Source organism: Bacillus sp. SH7-1 (genome assembly GCF_008042405.1).
Lineage (GTDB): Bacteria > Bacillota > Bacilli > Bacillales > Bacillaceae_G > Bacillus_A > Bacillus_A thuringiensis_N.
The window spans coordinates 362,281-380,041 of record NZ_QNUD01000005.1 but is presented as its reverse complement, the minus strand read 5'-3'; the positions used below and the strand labels follow the sequence as shown (position 1 = coordinate 380,041).

Genomic DNA, 17,761 nt, shown 5'->3' with positions numbered 1-17,761 from the left:
TTATACTATCTCTTAAATATTATATACTAAATATGCTATTCGAAAAAGATAGGATGTAAAAAGGACCATATACGGCCCCAAATTATATTTGAAACTTATCAAGTTGTTCTAAGAAACGTCTTGATTTCAAATAAATCCCGCAATATTCATCATAATATGTATTCAACACTAAACGCATTTGTTTTTTTGTGCTATCCTTCACTGATACATTGCCAAGTCTATGTAAATCGAAGTGGTAGAAAAGACGTAATAATTTATGAACAGCTTCTCCCACTGGTATACGATACTGATCTTGCTCAGCATGACGCGAGCACAGAAAACCGCCTTCTCGGACAGAGAAGGCGACAAAATCTGTTTCTTGATGACAAATCGCACATGTATCAAAGTACGGGCGCATCCCTAATACCGGAAGCATTTTCGTTTGATAAATTAATGATAATACTTCTGAATCAACACCCTCACACATGTAATGCAACGTTTGATATAACATCTCAAATAAATATGGATTATGTTTTTTATCTTCTGTTGCTTTATCAGTTAACTCAACAATAAATGATGCATAAGCAGTTAAAAATATATCCTCGCGAATTTCTTTCATATTTGAAATAATCTCGCCTTGTTGCAAAGTTCCAAGTCCAGATCCCATTTGTATAAGGAAATGACCATGTGTCATAAGTTGCGAAACAGATGCTAACCGGCTTTTCGGTTTTTTCGCTCCTCTTGCCATTGCACTTACCTTACCAAGTTCTCTTGAGAATATTGTAACAATCTTGTTCGTTTCTCCGTAATCTGTCGTACGGATAACGATGCCCTCAACTTTTTGAAACATGTTCGTCACCATCCAAGGTTTGAACAAAACGGGTCAAGAAATTGGAGAGTCTAGATGCGCTAGCTCCTCTTCATGTTGATCCATCTCATCGTTTACGTCTTTTTCCATTTCTTTCAAAAGCAAATACGTTTCAATGCTTCCTGTTTTGGAGAAAAACTTCCAGGTAAAATCTAGCATAAGAATCCACCTTTCTCAATAAGCGTAGCCTATAAACCAATTTCCTTTGTTGTTATTAAATTGACCCATTTTGTCCATTTTCATGTGAGAAAAATTTTTCCTAATTTATTAAAACTCATAAAACCAATAATCAGCGGATGAACAAAACATCCGCTGATTACAGCTTTACCCTATTTTAGTACTCGTCTTCGCGGAAACCAAGGTCACGAAGCTGAGACATTTTATTGCGCCAATCTTTTTGCACTTTTACCCATACTTCTAAAAATACTTTAGAACCAAGTAATGCTTCAATATCAAAACGAGCTCTCTTACCAACTTCTTTTAACATCTTCCCTTGTTTTCCGATAATAATTCCTTTTTGCGACGGACGTTCAACAACAATCGTTGCGTTGATATAAACTGCCCCGCCTTCGCGTTTTTGAATTGCATCGATAACAACAGCCACAGAATGCGGTACTTCTTCACGTGTTAAATGTAGTACTTTCTCACGAATAAGCTCTGCAATAATAAATCTCTCTGGATGGTCCGTTACTTGATTATCTGGGTAGTATTGTGGCCCTTCTGGTAAATACTTTTTAATGGTTCCAATTAAAGCGTCCACATTATTACCATCTAATGCAGAAATCGGTACAATCTCTGCAAATTCATGTAGTTTGCGGTATTGATCAATTAACTCTAATAATTGTTCTGGATGAAGTTGGTCAATTTTATTAATGACTAAAAATACTGGTTGCTTCGTTTCTTTTAACTTCTCAATGATGAATTCCTCACCACGACCAAATCCTTCGACTGCATTGACCATAAACAGAACGATATCAACTTCTTTTAATGTCGTTTGAGCCATCTTCACCATGAAGTCACCTAGTTTATGTTTAGGTTTATGTATTCCTGGTGTATCAATGAAAATTACTTGTGAATCATTTTCTGTATATACGCCTTGAATTTTATTACGAGTTGTTTGTGGTTTGTCACTCATAATAGCAATTTTTTGGCCGATAATACGATTTAAAAATGTAGATTTCCCAACATTCGGTCTGCCAATAATAGAGACAAAACCTGATTTATAACCTTTTCTATTCATGTAAATCCTCCGCTAAAAATGCTCCTGGTAACAATTCTCCGACTGTTGTCTCTTGAACGTCACCATGTAAATTTGACAGGTATACTTTCGTATCCTGTTTACATAATTCTACCATAACTTGTCGACATGCTCCACAAGGAGGTACTGGACGCTTTGTATCCGCCACAATCGCGATAGCTACAAACTCTTTATCTCCTTCAGAAACCGCCTTAAATAAAGCTGTTCTTTCTGCACAGTTACATAGGCCATATGATGCATTCTCAACATTACATCCACGATATACTTTTCCATCCTGTGTTAATAATGCTGCACCTACTTGAAATTTAGAATATGGTACGTACGCTTGTTTACGCGCTTCGATTGCTTCTTGAATTAATTGTTTACTATTCATATTCCCGCATCCTTCCTGTTCACAGCTGTGAATAGATACACTCTCTTATTAAAGGCCTTTACGGCACCTCCAAAGCTTAATAAAAACTTTGGAATGCAACTATACCACATACGGTAAAAAGATAATAGCACCAATTATAACAGCTATTATAGCAAACAATAAAACTGCTCCCGCTGCGACATCCTTTGCAATTTTCGCAAACGGATGTATATCGGTAGTCGCTAAATCTACTGTTTTTTCCACAGCTGTATTTACCATCTCTAAACTCATTACAATTCCTATTACAATAAGTAATACCATCCACTCTACTTTCGTAATATGGAAATAAAAGCCGCAGCATATAACAATGACTGCGGCTAAATAATGAATTTTCATATTTCGTTCATGACGAAGACAAAAGAATACACCTGCTATAGCATACCCAAAACTATCTATAAGTTTTCCTTTTTTCATCGCCCTAATCCAAATGCATCTAAAATTTCTTTCTGTCTTCCAAACATTTCTTTTTCATCCTCTTCTGTCACGTGGTCATAACCAAGTAAATGTAAAAAGCCATGTAATGCTAAAAAGCCAAGTTCACGATCAAAAGAATGTCCATACTCTTCAGCTTGTTCTTTCGCTCTCGGAATAGAAATAATAAGGTCACCTAACATACGTGGCATCTCTACACCTACAATTTCCATTTCCCCTTCTCCCATTTCTTCCATAGCAAAGGAAATGACATCAGTAGGCTGATCCTTATCTCGGTAATCACGATTAATCTCGCGAATGCGTTCGTTATCTACAAATGTCACTGATAACTCCGCACCATCCTCTATTTCTTCCATTTGAGCTGCTTTTCCTAATATCTCACGAATTAAATTCACATATTCTTCTTTCACTTCTTCTGTTTCATCAATAAAATCAATTAATAAGCTCATTCTTTCTCCTTCTCTTCCGGTGGTTCCGGATATGTAATACGCGAATGGAAAATACCATTTAACGTTTCACATAACGTTCGTCCAACGATTTGTAGTTCCTTAAATGTCAAATCACATTCACTAAATTGCCCATCTTGCAGGCGATCCTTAATAATACTTTGTACTAAATTATTAATTTGATCTGGCGTTGGATGATTCATAGAACGCACCGCCGCCTCAACACTATCAGCGATACCAACGATTGCCGATTCTTTAGAAGTTGCTTTTGATCCCGGATAACGGAACATCTCTTCTGTATATTTTTCTTTATCTTCTTTAATCGCCTTATAATAAAAATATTTAAGGAGCGTTGTACCATGATGTTGTCCAGCAATATCAATAATTTCTTGCGGAATATGGTATTCTTCGAGCATTCTTACTCCATCTGTTACATGAGCAATGATAATCTCTTTACTCGTCACAGGATCTAATTTATCATGCGGGTTTTCAATTCCCATCTGATTTTCAATAAAGAATTGCGGTTGTACTGTTTTTCCTACATCATGATAATATGCCCCTACACGCGCTAATACACCATTTGCTCCAACTGCTTCACAAGCAGCTTCAGAAAGATTCGCTACCATTACACTATGATGATATGTTCCTGGTGCTTCTAACAAAATTCTACGCAAAAGCGGATGATTCGGACTTGATAGTTCCATAAGCTTCATGCTTGATACAATTCCAAGCCCACTTTCTAAATAAGGTAATATCCCCATAGCTAAAACGGAAGAGATAATCCCTGAAAGTGAAGCCATTAATAATTGCGTACCAATTTCAAGAGGTGAAAAATTCCCATTACGTAATAATAATAACGCCGCCAAGACGACTACATTTAAGATAGAAACGAGTATACCAGCTTGCAAAATCATCGTACGACGATTTTTTTCTCTTAAGAAAATACTCACTGATAATGAACTTAGTAACACATAAATACCTACACTATAATTCAGTGTACTTGTTACCCCTTCATTAAACATAATACTTCCGCACACAGAAAAAATCATACTTGTTAAAAATACAAATCGATCGCCAATCATTAGTTTTACAAGTATTGTTCCCATCGCAACCGGGACAACATACGCAATTCCTGCATATTCAAGCTTTTGAAACAAACTAATAATTTTCATTAAAACAATCGTGATAGACAAAATTGTAATATACGCTAAAATATACGGTCTATCTTCTCTTTTCCGCTGTAAAAATACTTCAAACTGCTTATGCATAAAGTATAGTAACACACCAATGAGCACCGCTAATCCAACATAAGGCTGAAAACTATTACCTTTCTCTAATAAACCGACTAATTTCAACTGATTATACATATCACTTGAAATTGTTTCGCCTTCTCTAACAATAACTTGTCCTTGAAGAATATAAACAGGTGGGACTAAATCCTCTTCCGCTTTCTTCTTCTCTTTCGTTACAGCCGGATCATAAAAATAATTTGCTGTAATCGCATATGATCCTAGCGCATTAACAGCTTCCTTCAATCCGCTATTCACATTAAGGCTTTTCATTTCATTAACAAATCGCTCTTTTGCTGCTATTTCTTCGGACATTTTGATATTTCCGCCCATAATAACACTAACAGACGTTAAAGCCGCGTTCTTTGCTAATTCTAATTGATCCGGTTCTGAATTAATAAAGTATAGTAAATTCTCATCAGATAATTCCTTTGTTAAATTAGATGGCAACTTCTTCTTCAACTTTTCTAATTTATTAGCATCGGTCATCTTTTTTTGCTCTTCAGGTCCAGCAGCTTTCATCTCCTGAATTACTTCATTCACCTTGGCAAAAACATCATTTACAATATCTACTCTATTTTGTTTATATTCACTTCTATATGTATATTGATCCCCGACTTTTTGAGCGGCCTCTTGTTTTTTTCTGTCCGTTATAACCTTATCTTCAATTTTAATAGGAGAGTGAATTGTTTTTTTCGCAATAGAATACATATCAACATCTAATTGCTCTGGTTTCACATTATTCATAAGCGCAAAGAACAGCACTGCTCCTAATAAAACGTAAGAAATCCAACTTAGTTTTTTCGAATGTTGTAAATTACGAAACCACTTAGAAATTTCTTGAGATCTTAACATGATTTCAATACCTTCTCCTCTCCAGAAATAAAGTGAAACTATTTATAGCTTTCATTTCTTCTAGCCAACAATACTTTTAGGTAACATTTTTATACACCAGTACCTATAGTTTATTTCTCTTATCTTTTATGATAGTAAAAAATGTGCCGTTCGCCAACCTTAATACAAAAAGAAATGACCCTGACAAATAGGATCATTCCATTTTATCATATGCCTCAATAATGCGTTGCACCAGTGGATGCCTCACAACGTCCGTTTGTTCTAATGTAATGAATGAAAGACCTGATACACCAGATAAAATGTTAGAAGCTAGCGAAAGCCCTGATTTTACCCCTTTTGGTAAATCTACTTGTGAAGGATCTCCCGTAATAACCATTTTAGAACTAAAACCTAATCTTGTTAAAAACATTTTTATTTGTGCACCCGTTGTATTTTGCGCTTCATCTAAAATAACAAATGAATCATCCAGCGTACGCCCTCTCATATAAGCAAGAGGCGCAATTTCAATTACACCTCTCTCCATCATACGCTGCGTATATTCTTGTCCAAGAATATCGTGCAGGGCATCATACAACGGACGTAAATACGGATCTACCTTCTCTTTCAAATCGCCTGGTAAAAAACCTAAACTTTCGCCTGCTTCTACAGCCGGTCTCGTTAAAATAATTTTCTTTACATACCCTTGCTTTAAAGCTCTCACAGCCATTACTACAGCTAGGTATGTTTTCCCCGTCCCAGCAGGTCCAATTCCAAATACAATGTCATTCTTCTTCATTGCATGAATGTATCTTCTTTGCCCCATTGTTTTTACACGAATGGATTTACCTTTTGCCGTTTTAAAGATTTCTTCTTCATATAACTCTTCAAATTGAGCAATTTTCCCTTGTTGTGCGAGCTGAATTGCATACGCAACATCTCTTTCTGTAATTGACACACCTTTTCGAATAACAACAAGTAATTGCTGTAAGATTTTTTCTACGAGTGTCACAGTTTCAACTGCTCCAGATGCATGAACAGTTTCACCTCTAGTTACAATCGATACATTCAGTTCCCTTTCAATTACTTTTAAATGAGCATCATTGACTCCAAAAAGAGCGATTGCTTCGTTAGTATTTTCCAATTGTTGGTTCATTTCTACTAATTGTTCTGCCATTACTCAGTCTCCTTGAATATCGGATTCGGATATTGGTTGTGGCTCTGCAATATTTTCAATCACAGTATAATGCAATGTGACTTTTAGTTGATCCGCCTCAACCTCTTTACTCAAAATCTTATCACTTACAATCATAGCATGTTCATCCAATTTTTTCTTTAGTTCTTTTTCAGCCATCTCTTTCGCTACTTTCATTGCCTGTTTTTCTGTATATTCCCGGTTCGCTTCTTCCTCTTCTCGCACTATATCTTTTTCGTATGCAATCGGTAGTGTAAAACCAAATAATTTCACATCATGCTTTACACTTTCCGTACGGGAGCGTTTATACTTATCATGTCGAAATCCCCATATTTTTATTTTCGTACTCCCCAATTTAAGATAATGCTCATTATACGTATTGCCAGTATATACTTGAAATTGTGTCTTTAGTGGCACATTCACATTTGATGTATACCACGTTTCTCCATATACAATACCTTTCGCCGAAACAATCGTCTGACTCTCCTCATTACCGTATACCCCCGATACGAGAAGCTGACCTTTTTCTACATGATCATTTTTTAGAACGACTGGTTTTCCTACTTCAACAAATGTTTTTGTAACAATCGCTTCTTTTTTTGCCACTAAATTTTGCGGTCTTTGTTCCTTTTCTTTTTTCGGTTCATTTTTTTCAACAATTTTAAAGTGATACGTCGTTCCCCTTATTTCTAGTCCTGCCCAAGTAATCGCATTAATATTGTCTGTCAAATGACGTTGTACATCTTCTACACTAGGCATTTGGAATTGTAATTTTCCTTTTTTAATACCCATTTTGTCCAATTCTTTCATCAATATATATTCTGTTTCAGGTTTCGCTCCTGTAATTTCAATTTTCCAAACCATATTTGATAATGCAATCATGCCAAAAAAGAAAATTAAAAAACCAATTAAGAATCCACTATTTTTAATTAAGCGCTTATTCAAAAAAGGAAAACCATAACGTCCAATAAAGTATAATTTACATTCATTTTTTCTATAAATCGGCTTGATTTTTTTCACATCTCGTAATAACATACAAAAAACTAACGTTTCATCAGCAATCTTCTTAACGTCCCAAACTAATAAATTTCTACGTACACATTCGTTAACGAACCGTTCCGCTCCTCTACCTTCAATTCGTACCTTTACATATCCAAGCCACTTTATAAACCATTTATTTTTCATCTACTGCCTTCACTACCTTTCCAAAAGTAGACACACTACTTTTCACTTTAATTAGCAAAATAGCTCGTACGAAAATGAAATACAAAGTTTTATTGTCCATAAATAGTAGGGTCAAATCGTTAGAATAAAGAAGAAAAACTTCACATACGGAAGTTTCCCTCACTTCCCTTTCTTTTCGTCTTCTAAAAATGTCACTTGCTCAATTATCCCTTCCAGCAAAAGTTCTTCCGGAAGGATTGTTTTAATAACAAAGGACTGCCCCTTAATTAATAATTGACCATGCTTTAACAACAATCTTACTTCTTTATCTGAAAACACTAATAAACCTCGATGATTTTCTATATAGATATGCACTTGCCCAACAAGCGTGATCCGAGGTAGATCCATTAGCACATCCACTGGCAGGTCTATTTGCTTCGTTAACCAATTCTTCATTTGTTCTAATTTTTTCATCTCAAAAGACCCCCTCTCATCCCATATGTATGAAAAAAGAGCTTGTAATATCACGTCCAAACTGAAAAAAAGCATAAAAAAACGTCTCATACGAAATGAGACGTTTTTTTATGCTAATAGCTGGATAACCAGCTTATTCACAAGTGATCCGTCTGTTTTACCTTTTACTTTCGGCATAACAGCAGTCATCACCTTACCCATATCTGCTTTAGAAGTAGCACCAACTTCAGAAATAACTTGCTTAATTACATTCGCTAATTCTTCTTCCGTTAATTGCTCTGGCAAATATGCGCTTAAAATCTGAATTTCACTTTGCAGTTTATCAACAAGGTCTTCACGACCAGCTTTTTTAAATTCAAGGAGGGAGTCCTTATACTGTTTTACTTCACGAGCTAAAACTGTTAATTCCTCTTCTTCAGTAAGAGTATGTTGCAGTTTAATACCTTCATTTTGTAAAGCAGCCTTAACCATACGAATGACGGTTAATTTTTCTTTTTGTTTATTCTTCATCGCTTGTTTCATATCATCGTTTAAACGACCGAGAAGACTCATAACTTACACCCTCTCTTAGAATTTACGCTTTCTTGCCGCTTCAGATTTCTTCTTACGTTTTACACTTGGTTTTTCATAAAACTCGCGCTTTCTTGCTTCAGCAAGTGTACCAGTTTTAGAAACCGATCTTTTAAAACGGCGAAGTGCATCCTCCAAAGACTCGTTTTTACGAACGACTGTTTTTGACATTCTCTTTCCCTCCCTCCGAAACATCACACTTACATACTAACTTCAGCATGCAAAAAGAAACACTTCTTCAGCATGTCTTTTACGATTATAATACATTTTATCACTTCAGGTCAACTATTTGGCAGAATAAAAGAAGAATAGATGCTCTTCCTTTTTCAAAAACTATGCAGATAGCTGTTATTCTTTTACCTGAAGACAACTATATTTTTGTCATTACACCTTTTTTCATACAGGAATGTACGAAACACCTACTCATTTCATACATTTTCGGTACTTAACGTATCCACTAAAAAAAGAAAGCATGCAAATTGTTTCCGTTTGCATGCTTTTTTACCCCGCTATTTGCCGGGCAGTAAGACCCCCACCTCAAAATTCAGCGAAAACAAAGAAATTAGGTGGGGATTGGGCTGCCCGTAAAAGCCCGATTGGTGCGGGCTAATAATCAGCGGGGAATGAATCCCACGCTGATTAAAGTTTTACTTTATGCGCTTGCTGATTCTTTTTTCACATCATCTTCAAGAACACGAACAAATTGCGCTTCATTATATGGATAACCAGCTTTCGTGATTTTCACTTTCACTAGTTTACCAATTAATTCTTCTGACCCTTCAAATACAATTTTCAAGTAGTTATCTGTATAACCTACATATAACCCTTCACGGTCGCCCTCTTTAAATTGCTCTTCTGGAATAATTTCAAGTACTTCGCCTTCAAACTGTGACGCATACTCTTTCGCTAATTGATTAGATAGTTCAATTAAACGGTGAACACGATCGTTCTTCACATCTTCAGGAACTTGATCTTCCATGCGTGCTGCAGGTGTTCCTGTACGTTTTGAGTAAGGGAACACGTGTAACTCAGAGAATCGATTCTCTTTAATGAAATTGTATGTTTCCATGAATTCTTCTTCTGTTTCACCTGGGAAACCAACGATTACGTCTGATGTAATCGCAAGACCTGGTAACGCTTCTTTCAAACGATCTAAACGCTCTTGGAAGAATTCCATCGTATACTTACGACGCATACGTTTTAATACAGTATTAGATCCAGATTGCAACGGAATGTGTAAGTGACGTACAACTACTTCAGACTTATCTAACACTTCAATTACCTCATCTGAAATCTGACTCGCTTCAATAGAAGAAATACGAAGACGTTTTAATCCGCCTACTTCCGCTTCCATATCACGAAGTAACCCAGCTAAATTATAATCTTTAATATCTTCACCGTATCCACCTGTATGAATACCCGTTAATACGATTTCTTTATAGCCTGCATCTACTAATTGCTGTGCTTGTTTAATAACTTCTTTTCCATCACGAGAACGCATTAAACCACGCGCCCAAGGAATGATACAGAATGTACAGAAGTTATTGCAACCCTCTTGTATTTTTAAAGACGCACGTGTACGATCCGTGAAATAAGGTACATCAAGTTCTTCGTACACACGTGTTTTCATAATATTGCGGACAGCATTAATTGGTTGACGCTCTTTACGGAATTCTTCGATGTAACCTAACATCTTTTCACGATCCTGTGTACCAACTACAATATCCACACCTGGAATCGCCATAATTTCAGCTGGAGATGTTTGTGCATAACATCCCGTTACGCAAATAACTGCATCTGGATTTTGACGCACAGCACGTCTGATTACTTGACGGCTTTTTTTGTCCCCAGTATTCGTTACTGTACATGTGTTAATAACATATACATCAGCTTTCTTTTCATATTCTGTTCTTTCATAACCACCTTGTTTAAACAATTGCCAAATGGCTTCTGTTTCATAGTGGTTTACTTTACAACCTAACGTATGGAACGCAACAGTTGACATTGATCATCACCCCATCAATTCAAAATGATACGAAGCAGCACTTAACGCGTATAACGGCGCCGTTTCTGTTCTTAAAATTCTTGGTCCTAAACTACATGGTACAAATTTATGTTCACGAAGCGCTGTAATCTCTTCCTCAGCTAAACCGCCTTCTGGGCCAAATACAATCAATAGCTTTTGACCTGGTTTCATCGTCGTTAAAGCTTTCGCAAAATTAGATTTCTCGCCTTGTTTTGCTTCCTCTTCGTAAGCAACAAGACAAACATCATACTCACCACTCATTGAAAGTAATTGTTTAAACGATGCCGGAGCATGTACTTCTGGAACTTCACTTCTATGTGATTGTTCCGCAGCTTCTTTCACAATTTTTCTTAAACGCTCAACTTTTTTATCAGCTTTTTTCGCATCCCATTTTACGATAGAGCGAGATGCTTGAAATGGTAAGAATGCAGCTGCCCCAAGCTCTGTTCCTTTTTGGAAAATTAACTCTAGCTTGTCTCCTTTTGGCAGTCCACTTGCAATCGTCACGAAAACAGGAAGTTCACTTGACGCCTCTACCCATTCTACAATAGCCGTATTAATAAATTCACTGGTAATTTCATCAATTGAACACACTGCTGTTTTTCCGTTTACACAACAATAAATGTGATCACCAGCTGACATACGCATCACTCTTGCGATATGATGTACGTCATCACCTACAATGCGAATACTTGTCTCATTTACATATTTCTCTTCTACAAAATAACGTTGCATATAATCACCTTAGTAGAGTTTCGTTCCTTTCGTAAGTCAATACTTACGAAAAGAACGAAACGTTATCATTTTTCATATAACAAACGGCAAGTCCCTCACCTTATAGTGAGAGACTCTCCTTTTCATTATAGACTAAAATCTATATTACGCATTTCGTGCAATAATTGCTACCCAATCTTCCATTCGTAACACTTCTTCAATTGTAAATCCAGCTTTTTCTAGCGCCTCAGAAATTACTTTTTCCTTCGCAGCAATAATGCCCGATGTAATAAATAATCCGCCTGACTTCACAACTCTCGCTGCATCTTCAGGGAATAAAAGAATAATTTCTGCTAATAAGTTAGCTACGATTAAATCAACAGGACCTTCAATACCCTCTAAAAGACTATTCTGTCCAACAGATACGATATCATCTGTTTTATTTAAACGTACATTCATTTCTGCACTTTCAACCGCAACGGGATCTAAATCATATGCTTGAACAGAAGACGCACCTAGTTTTGCTGCTGCAATACTCAGTACACCAGAACCTGTTCCTACATCAATGATAGCGTCACCTGGCTGTACTGTTTTTTCTAAAGCACGGATACACATCGTTGTTGTTGGATGAGTTCCTGTTCCAAACGCCATACCTGGATCTAATTCAATAATTTTTTCTTCCGGAGAAGATGGTGTATATTCTTCCCACGTCGGTACAATTGTGAATGTATCAGAAATTTGTACTGGATGGTAATATTTTTTCCAAGCAGTAGCCCAATCTTCTTCATTGACTTCGTTAACGGTAATATTTCCAGTACCAATTTCGATGTCGTAAGATGGAAGCACATCAATAGATGATTTTACACCTGCAATTGTTTCATGTAAAGAATCCGTTTGCGGGAAATATGCTTTTATTAACACACCTTCCGCCGGGTATTCATCTGGGTTCAATGCATAAATTTCACCATATTGTTGCTCGCGCTCTTTCGTCAACTCCGCCGGGTCCTCAATCGCAACTCCACTAGCACCAGCTTCATGTAAAATATGAGAGACAGCTTCTACTGCTTCTTCTGTTGTATGAATACTAATTTCTGACCATTTCACAATTTACCAACTCCATTTTTTATTTCCATTATTCCCCTTTGAAAGCACGTTTAAGCTTTCCGAATAAACTATCATCCTGCTCTTCTTGTCCTGCAAATTCACGTAATAAATCTTTTTGATGTGATGTTAATTTCGTCGGTACAACAACACGCACGACTACATATTGATCTCCTTGACCATATCCACGTACGTTCGGAGCACCTTTTCCTTTTAGGCGGAATTCTGTTCCTGTTTGTGTTCCTGCTGGAATTTTCAGCTTCACTTTCCCATGAACAGTAGGAACTTCTACTTCAGCACCAAGTGCCATTTGCGCAAACGTTAATGGCATTTCGCAAATAATGTGATCTCCTTCGCGCTCAAAGAATTCATGACTTCTTACATGAACAACAACATATAAATCTCCTGCTGGCCCGCCATTTACACCCGCTTCACCTTTTCCAGATACACGAATTTGTTGACCGTTATCAATACCCGCTGGAATTTTAACGTTGATTTTTTTATGTTTACGAACTTTACCAGAACCATGACATGTCGTACATTTTTCTTTAATCATTTGACCAGTCCCTGAACAATGACCACAAGCTTGACGGTTTACAATACGACCAAACGGTGTATTTTGTTCTACACTTACTTGACCTGACCCTGAACAATGTTTACATGTTTCTTTTGAAGTTCCCGGTTTTGCTCCGCTACCTTTACAAGTATCACATGGATCTTCTACTGGAATCTCGACATTTAACTCTTTACCAAAAATAGCTTCTTCAAAATCTAAAGTGACTTGATATTGTAAGTCAGCACCTTGACGCGGAGCATTTGGATCACGACGTCTGCCGCCACCGCCGCCAAAGAATGAACTAAAGATATCTTCGAAACCGAAGCCACCGCCGAAGTCTCCTCCGCCGCCAAAGCCACCGAAACCTTGATTTGCACCAGCATGACCAAATTGATCGTATTGCGCACGCTTTTGATCATCACTTAATACTTCGTATGCTTCTTGTACTTCTTTAAACTTTTCAATTGCATTTTCTTCTTTACTTACGTCTGGATGGTATTTTTTAGCCAAACGACGATACGCTTTTTTTATTTCATCTTTTGAAGCACCCTTGCTAAGTCCAAGGACCTCATAATAGTCTCGTTTACTCATAAATTTACAACCCCCGAATCTTTCACATAAACGTAATTTTAACACCGAAAGAAAGTGCTTTGCAACAAAGTTTCCTCACTTACAGTATGCAAAATAAAAAACTTAAGATCCTCACACATTCCTTCTCATTCGTGAAAAAAGTCAAAGCCAAGGCACGCTTGACTTTGACTTTTTGTCATCTTACTTATTTATTATTACTTATCTTCTTTTACTTCTTCAAACTCAGCGTCTACTACATTATCTTTCTTCGCGCCAGCATCTTGTGCTCCTTGCGCACCTTCTGCTTGCCCTGCAGCTGCTTGAGCTTGCTCGTATAATTTAACAGTTAATTGTTGTACGATTTCTTGTAAAGCGTCTTTTTTCGCACGGATTTCCTCAAGCTCGTTCTTCTCAATCGCAGCTTGTAATGCTTCTTTCGCTTCTGTTGCTTTTGCAACTTCAGCCGCATCCACTTTACCTTCTAAATCTTTTACAACTTTATCTGTTTGGAATACAAGTTGGTCAGCTTCGTTACGAAGTTCAACTTCTTCCTTACGTTTTTGGTCAGCGTCAGCGTTTGCTTCTGCTTCTTGTACCATACGATCTACTTCTTCATCAGAAAGACCTGAAGAAGACTGGATTGTAATAGCTTGCTCTTTGCTTGTTCCTAAATCTTTCGCACGTACGTTAACAATACCGTTCGCATCAATATCGAATGTTACTTCGATTTGTGGAATACCACGTGGTGCTGGTGGAAGGTCTGTTAATTGGAAACGACCTAATGTTTTGTTGTCAGCCGACATTGGACGCTCACCTTGTAATACGTGAATGTCTACTGCTGGTTGGTTATCAGCAGCTGTTGAGAATACTTGTGACTTACTTGTTGGAATTGTAGTGTTACGCTCGATTAATTTCGTGAACACGCCACCCATAGTTTCAATACCTAAAGAAAGTGGAGTTACATCTAATAATAGTACGCCTTCTACATCACCAGTAAGTACGCCACCTTGAACTGCAGCACCTAATGCTACAACTTCATCAGGGTTTACACCTTTATATGGTTCTTTACCAGTTTCACGTTTAATAGCTTCTTGTACAGCTGGGATACGAGTAGATCCACCAACAAGGATAACTTTATCTAATTCACTTGGAGCAAAACCAGCGTCTTTTAATGCACGACGAGTTGGCTCTAACGTTCTTTCAACAAGACCTGCTGAAATCTCTTCGAATTTCGCTCTTGTTAATGTTAATTCTAAGTGTAATGGACCAGCAGCTCCAGCACTAATGAACGGTAACGAAATTTGTGTTTGTGTTACACCAGAAAGATCTTTTTTCGCTTTTTCAGCTGCATCTTTCAGACGTTGAAGTGCCATTTTATCTTGGCTTAAATCAATGTTATTTTCTTTTTTGAATTCAGCTACTAAATGGTCAATAATAACTTGGTCAAAGTCATCTCCACCAAGACGGTTGTCACCAGCAGTTGAAATAACTTCGAATGTGCCGTCTGCTAACTCAAGGATAGATACGTCAAATGTACCGCCACCTAAGTCATATACTAAGATTTTTTGTTCTTCGTCTTGTTTTTCTAAACCGTAAGCAAGTGCTGCTGCTGTTGGCTCGTTAATGATACGCTCAACTTCTAAACCAGCGATACGACCAGCATCTTTCGTTGCTTGACGCTCTGCATCGTTGAAGTATGCAGGTACTGTAATAACAGCTTTCGTTACTGTTTCACCTAAGTATGCTTCAGCAGAAGCTTTTAAGTTTTGTAAAATGATTGCAGAAATTTCTTGAGGTGTATAATCTTTACCTTCAACTTCTACTTTGTAGTCTGTACCCATATGACGTTTAACAGACATGATTGTATTTGGGTTTGTAATTGCTTGGCGCTTTGCAACTTCCCCAACTTGACGTTCTTCATTTTTGAAAGCTACAACAGAAGGTGTTGTACGGTTTCCTTCTGGATTTGGGATAACCTTTGGTTCTCCACCTTCCATAACAGCTACACAAGAGTTTGTTGTACCTAAGTCAATACCGATAATTTTACTCATGGCGAATCCTCCTAGTTTTATGTAAATTATTGATTTACTTTTACCATTGATGGGCGAATCACACGGTCTTTTAGTTTATAACCTTTTTGGAATTCTTCCACAACCGCGTTTGATTCAAATTCACTATCTTCCACTTGCATAATAGCTTGGTGTTCATTAGGATCAAACTGTTTACCAACAGCTTCAATCACTTCCACACCTTCTTTAGTCAGCGCTTCTAACAATTGACGATGCACCATTTCCATACCTTGTAATAAGGATTTCGTTTGCTCATCAGTCGCTTCCACTTGCATTGCTCTTTCAAAATTATCAAGAGCTGGCAAGATGTCTGAAACTAGACTTTGTGCTCTATATTTTTCAGCAGCCTGTTTATCCATTTGGACACGGCGCTTATAATTTTCAAAATCAGCTTGTAGACGTAATGTGCGACCTTCCGTTTCCGTTAGTTTCGCTTGTAACTCATCTACTTTTTCTTGTAAAAGAGCAGCCTCACTTTTTTCTTCTACAGTTTCTTTACTGTTTTCTGGCGTGACAGCTTCTTCAACTTGCGCTTCTTTTACTTCTTCTACCACTTGTTCGTTACGCTCTTCCACAATATTCACCTCCTTAAAAGGTATTAGGTATCATGCATAGCATGATTACCTAAGCATTATATATTACACACAGCAATGAAAATTTCATCACTTGAGCGAATGTATTACTCTCATTTACTTTTTAAGTCCATCAGTAAATTGTCTCGTAAATAACTGTAACAAACTAATTACACGAGAATATTGCATTCTCGTAGGACCTAAAATAGCAATTGTTCCAAGTTGCTCTTCGCCGATCGAATATGTTGCAGAAATTAAACTACAATCCTCCATAGCCGTCGAAGAGTTTTCCCTACCAATCTTCACTTGAATCCCGACTTGTTTATGACGCAAAATGTCATAAAATTCGGCTTCATTATCAATCATGGTAAGTAAAGATCTAACCTTTTGAATGTCATGGAACTCTGGCTGCGAAAGCATATTTGCTTTTCCTCCAAAGTATATCTTTTCCGATAACGGAACTTGAAATGTACCATCTAACATTTTTATTGCACTATCGTAATTATGAACATACCCACGTAAAACTGTAACAATCTCCTTAAAGATTTTATTATGCAGTTCTTCCATCGGTACACCAGATAGCTTTTCATTTAAAATATTAACCATTTTTTCTAAATCTGATAAATCAACAGATTCCGGAACGGTAATCGTTTTACTTTGTACATGCCCTGTATCAGTTACAATAATAGCGACTGCAGTTTGACGATCAAGCGGCACAATTTGTACATTTTTAAGTTTATTTGTGCTTAACTTCGGCCCAAGAACAATGGTCGTGTAATTCGTAAGTTCTGATAGAATTTGAGCCGATTGCTGTGCAATTTTTTCCGCTTCAAAAATTCTTTCAGCAAATAAATCTTTAATTTGTACAATTTCAGCTTTCGGTAAGTTTTGCGGCGCTAAAAGATGGTCTACATAAAATCGGTATCCCTTCTCAGAAGGAACACGGCCAGAAGAACTATGCGTTTTTTCAATAAAACCTAATTCTTCTAAGTCCGCCATTTCATTTCGAATAGTAGCTGAACTAAATGTAATTTCATCTTTTTTAGCCAACGTTCTAGAACCAACCGGCTGCGCTGATCCAATAAAGTCATCAATAATTGTTTGTAAAATTAAGAGCTGACGTTCCGTAAGCATCTCATCATCACCTCTGTTAGCACTCTTTGTCTTCGAGTGCTAAATCTATTAATAACTTACCAAAATTGACATTCAATTGTCAACGGAAACGTCACGAAATA

At 37.0% G+C, this 17,761-nt stretch carries 19 protein-coding genes; all 19 read right to left on the bottom strand.

What is annotated here, in order from left to right; all coding sequences use genetic code 11:
• Positions 1-82: 82 nt before the first annotated feature.
• A complete protein-coding gene (gene recO / locus DN390_RS05310) occupies positions 83-829 on the bottom strand; it encodes a DNA repair protein RecO (protein ID WP_060632301.1) in 747 nt (248 codons plus the stop codon).
• 33 nt (positions 830-862) lie between these two features.
• A complete protein-coding gene (locus DN390_RS05305; protein ID WP_000883924.1) occupies positions 863-1,006 on the bottom strand; it encodes a YqzL family protein in 144 nt (47 codons plus the stop codon).
• Positions 1,007-1,181: 175 nt separating this feature from the next.
• The gene (era, locus tag DN390_RS05300; RefSeq protein ID WP_048531222.1) at positions 1,182-2,087 is read right to left on the bottom strand and encodes a GTPase Era; all 906 of its coding nucleotides are present in this window, start codon (positions 2,085-2,087) and stop codon (positions 1,182-1,184) included.
• Positions 2,080-2,478 (bottom strand): cytidine deaminase, encoded by a 399-nt coding sequence (locus DN390_RS05295; RefSeq protein ID WP_001086294.1) that lies wholly within the window; start codon positions 2,476-2,478, stop codon positions 2,080-2,082. The genes era and DN390_RS05295 overlap by 8 nt, the downstream gene beginning before the upstream one ends.
• Before the next feature lie 99 nt (positions 2,479-2,577).
• The gene (locus DN390_RS05290; protein ID WP_060632302.1) at positions 2,578-2,931 is read right to left on the bottom strand and encodes a diacylglycerol kinase family protein; all 354 of its coding nucleotides are present in this window, start codon (positions 2,929-2,931) and stop codon (positions 2,578-2,580) included.
• Positions 2,928-3,398, bottom strand: a complete 471-nt coding sequence (gene ybeY / locus DN390_RS05285) for an rRNA maturation RNase YbeY (RefSeq protein WP_147806753.1) — start codon at positions 3,396-3,398, stop codon at positions 2,928-2,930. Before ybeY ends, DN390_RS05290 begins: the two co-directional genes overlap by 4 nt.
• Positions 3,395-5,539 carry an HD family phosphohydrolase gene (locus DN390_RS05280; protein ID WP_097950543.1) on the bottom strand — a complete coding sequence of 715 codons (2,145 nt, stop codon included), beginning with the start codon at positions 5,537-5,539 and terminating at the stop codon, positions 3,395-3,397. The genes ybeY and DN390_RS05280 overlap by 4 nt, the downstream gene beginning before the upstream one ends.
• Positions 5,540-5,732: 193 nt before the next feature.
• Positions 5,733-6,692, bottom strand: a complete 960-nt coding sequence (locus tag DN390_RS05275) for a PhoH family protein (RefSeq protein ID WP_016086243.1) — start codon at positions 6,690-6,692, stop codon at positions 5,733-5,735.
• A 3-nt stretch (positions 6,693-6,695) separates the two neighbouring features.
• Positions 6,696-7,895 carry a sporulation protein YqfD gene (yqfD, locus tag DN390_RS05270; protein ID WP_060632305.1) on the bottom strand — a complete coding sequence of 400 codons (1,200 nt, stop codon included), beginning with the start codon at positions 7,893-7,895 and terminating at the stop codon, positions 6,696-6,698.
• A gap of 159 nt (positions 7,896-8,054) precedes the next feature.
• On the bottom strand, positions 8,055-8,348 hold the full coding sequence (gene yqfC / locus DN390_RS05265; protein WP_147806752.1) for a sporulation protein YqfC: 294 nt from the start codon (positions 8,346-8,348) through the stop codon (positions 8,055-8,057).
• Positions 8,349-8,456: 108 nt separating this feature from the next.
• Positions 8,457-8,900, bottom strand: coding sequence for a GatB/YqeY domain-containing protein (locus tag DN390_RS05260; protein WP_060632306.1), 444 nt, complete (start codon positions 8,898-8,900; stop codon positions 8,457-8,459).
• Between the two features lie 15 nt (positions 8,901-8,915).
• Positions 8,916-9,089 (bottom strand): 30S ribosomal protein S21, encoded by a 174-nt coding sequence (rpsU, locus tag DN390_RS05255; protein ID WP_000048061.1) that lies wholly within the window; start codon positions 9,087-9,089, stop codon positions 8,916-8,918.
• Positions 9,090-9,570: 481 nt separating this feature from the next.
• Positions 9,571-10,923, bottom strand: a complete 1,353-nt coding sequence (gene mtaB / locus DN390_RS05245; RefSeq protein ID WP_000108686.1) for a tRNA (N(6)-L-threonylcarbamoyladenosine(37)-C(2))-methylthiotransferase MtaB — start codon at positions 10,921-10,923, stop codon at positions 9,571-9,573.
• Positions 10,924-10,929: 6 nt separating this feature from the next.
• Positions 10,930-11,679, bottom strand: a complete 750-nt coding sequence (locus tag DN390_RS05240; protein ID WP_016086239.1) for a 16S rRNA (uracil(1498)-N(3))-methyltransferase — start codon at positions 11,677-11,679, stop codon at positions 10,930-10,932.
• Positions 11,680-11,823: 144 nt separating this feature from the next.
• Complete coding sequence (gene prmA / locus DN390_RS05235; protein ID WP_060632308.1) at positions 11,824-12,762, bottom strand: 50S ribosomal protein L11 methyltransferase; 939 nt, start codon at positions 12,760-12,762, stop codon at positions 11,824-11,826.
• A gap of 28 nt (positions 12,763-12,790) precedes the next feature.
• Complete coding sequence (dnaJ, locus tag DN390_RS05230) at positions 12,791-13,906, bottom strand: chaperone protein DnaJ (protein ID WP_063222922.1); 1,116 nt, start codon at positions 13,904-13,906, stop codon at positions 12,791-12,793.
• A gap of 194 nt (positions 13,907-14,100) precedes the next feature.
• Positions 14,101-15,936, bottom strand: a complete 1,836-nt coding sequence (gene dnaK, locus DN390_RS05225) for a chaperone protein DnaK (RefSeq protein ID WP_097950538.1) — start codon at positions 15,934-15,936, stop codon at positions 14,101-14,103.
• A gap of 26 nt (positions 15,937-15,962) precedes the next feature.
• Positions 15,963-16,529 carry a nucleotide exchange factor GrpE gene (grpE, locus tag DN390_RS05220; RefSeq protein ID WP_147806750.1) on the bottom strand — a complete coding sequence of 189 codons (567 nt, stop codon included), beginning with the start codon at positions 16,527-16,529 and terminating at the stop codon, positions 15,963-15,965.
• A 114-nt stretch (positions 16,530-16,643) separates the two neighbouring features.
• Positions 16,644-17,660: a heat-inducible transcriptional repressor HrcA gene (gene hrcA, locus DN390_RS05215; protein ID WP_147806749.1), complete on the bottom strand. Its 1,017-nt coding sequence runs from the start codon at positions 17,658-17,660 to the stop codon at positions 16,644-16,646.
• Between the last annotated feature and the right edge of the window lie 101 nt (positions 17,661-17,761).

Bases quoted from the DNA above. Each gene is read 5' to 3' on its own strand.
- recO (WP_060632301.1), bottom strand. From the start codon at position 829: ATGTTTCAAAAAGTTGAGGGCATCGTTATCCGTACGACAGATTACGGA.
- DN390_RS05305 (WP_000883924.1), bottom strand. From the start codon at position 1,006: ATGCTAGATTTTACCTGGAAGTTTTTCTCCAAAACAGGAAGCATTGAA.
- era (WP_048531222.1), bottom strand. From the start codon at position 2,087: ATGAATAGAAAAGGTTATAAATCAGGTTTTGTCTCTATTATTGGCAGA.
- DN390_RS05295 (WP_001086294.1), bottom strand. From the start codon at position 2,478: ATGAATAGTAAACAATTAATTCAAGAAGCAATCGAAGCGCGTAAACAA.
- DN390_RS05290 (WP_060632302.1), bottom strand. From the start codon at position 2,931: ATGAAAAAAGGAAAACTTATAGATAGTTTTGGGTATGCTATAGCAGGT.
- ybeY (WP_147806753.1), bottom strand. From the start codon at position 3,398: ATGAGCTTATTAATTGATTTTATTGATGAAACAGAAGAAGTGAAAGAA.
- DN390_RS05280 (WP_097950543.1), bottom strand. From the start codon at position 5,539: ATGTTAAGATCTCAAGAAATTTCTAAGTGGTTTCGTAATTTACAACAT.
- DN390_RS05275 (WP_016086243.1), bottom strand. From the start codon at position 6,692: ATGGCAGAACAATTAGTAGAAATGAACCAACAATTGGAAAATACTAAC.
- yqfD (WP_060632305.1), bottom strand. From the start codon at position 7,895: ATGAAAAATAAATGGTTTATAAAGTGGCTTGGATATGTAAAGGTACGA.
- yqfC (WP_147806752.1), bottom strand. From the start codon at position 8,348: ATGAAAAAATTAGAACAAATGAAGAATTGGTTAACGAAGCAAATAGAC.
- DN390_RS05260 (WP_060632306.1), bottom strand. From the start codon at position 8,900: ATGAGTCTTCTCGGTCGTTTAAACGATGATATGAAACAAGCGATGAAG.
- rpsU (WP_000048061.1), bottom strand. From the start codon at position 9,089: ATGTCAAAAACAGTCGTTCGTAAAAACGAGTCTTTGGAGGATGCACTT.
- mtaB (WP_000108686.1), bottom strand. From the start codon at position 10,923: ATGTCAACTGTTGCGTTCCATACGTTAGGTTGTAAAGTAAACCACTAT.
- DN390_RS05240 (WP_016086239.1), bottom strand. From the start codon at position 11,679: ATGCAACGTTATTTTGTAGAAGAGAAATATGTAAATGAGACAAGTATT.
- dnaJ (WP_063222922.1), bottom strand. From the start codon at position 13,906: ATGAGTAAACGAGACTATTATGAGGTCCTTGGACTTAGCAAGGGTGCT.
- dnaK (WP_097950538.1), bottom strand. From the start codon at position 15,936: ATGAGTAAAATTATCGGTATTGACTTAGGTACAACAAACTCTTGTGTA.
- hrcA (WP_147806749.1), bottom strand. From the start codon at position 17,660: ATGCTTACGGAACGTCAGCTCTTAATTTTACAAACAATTATTGATGAC.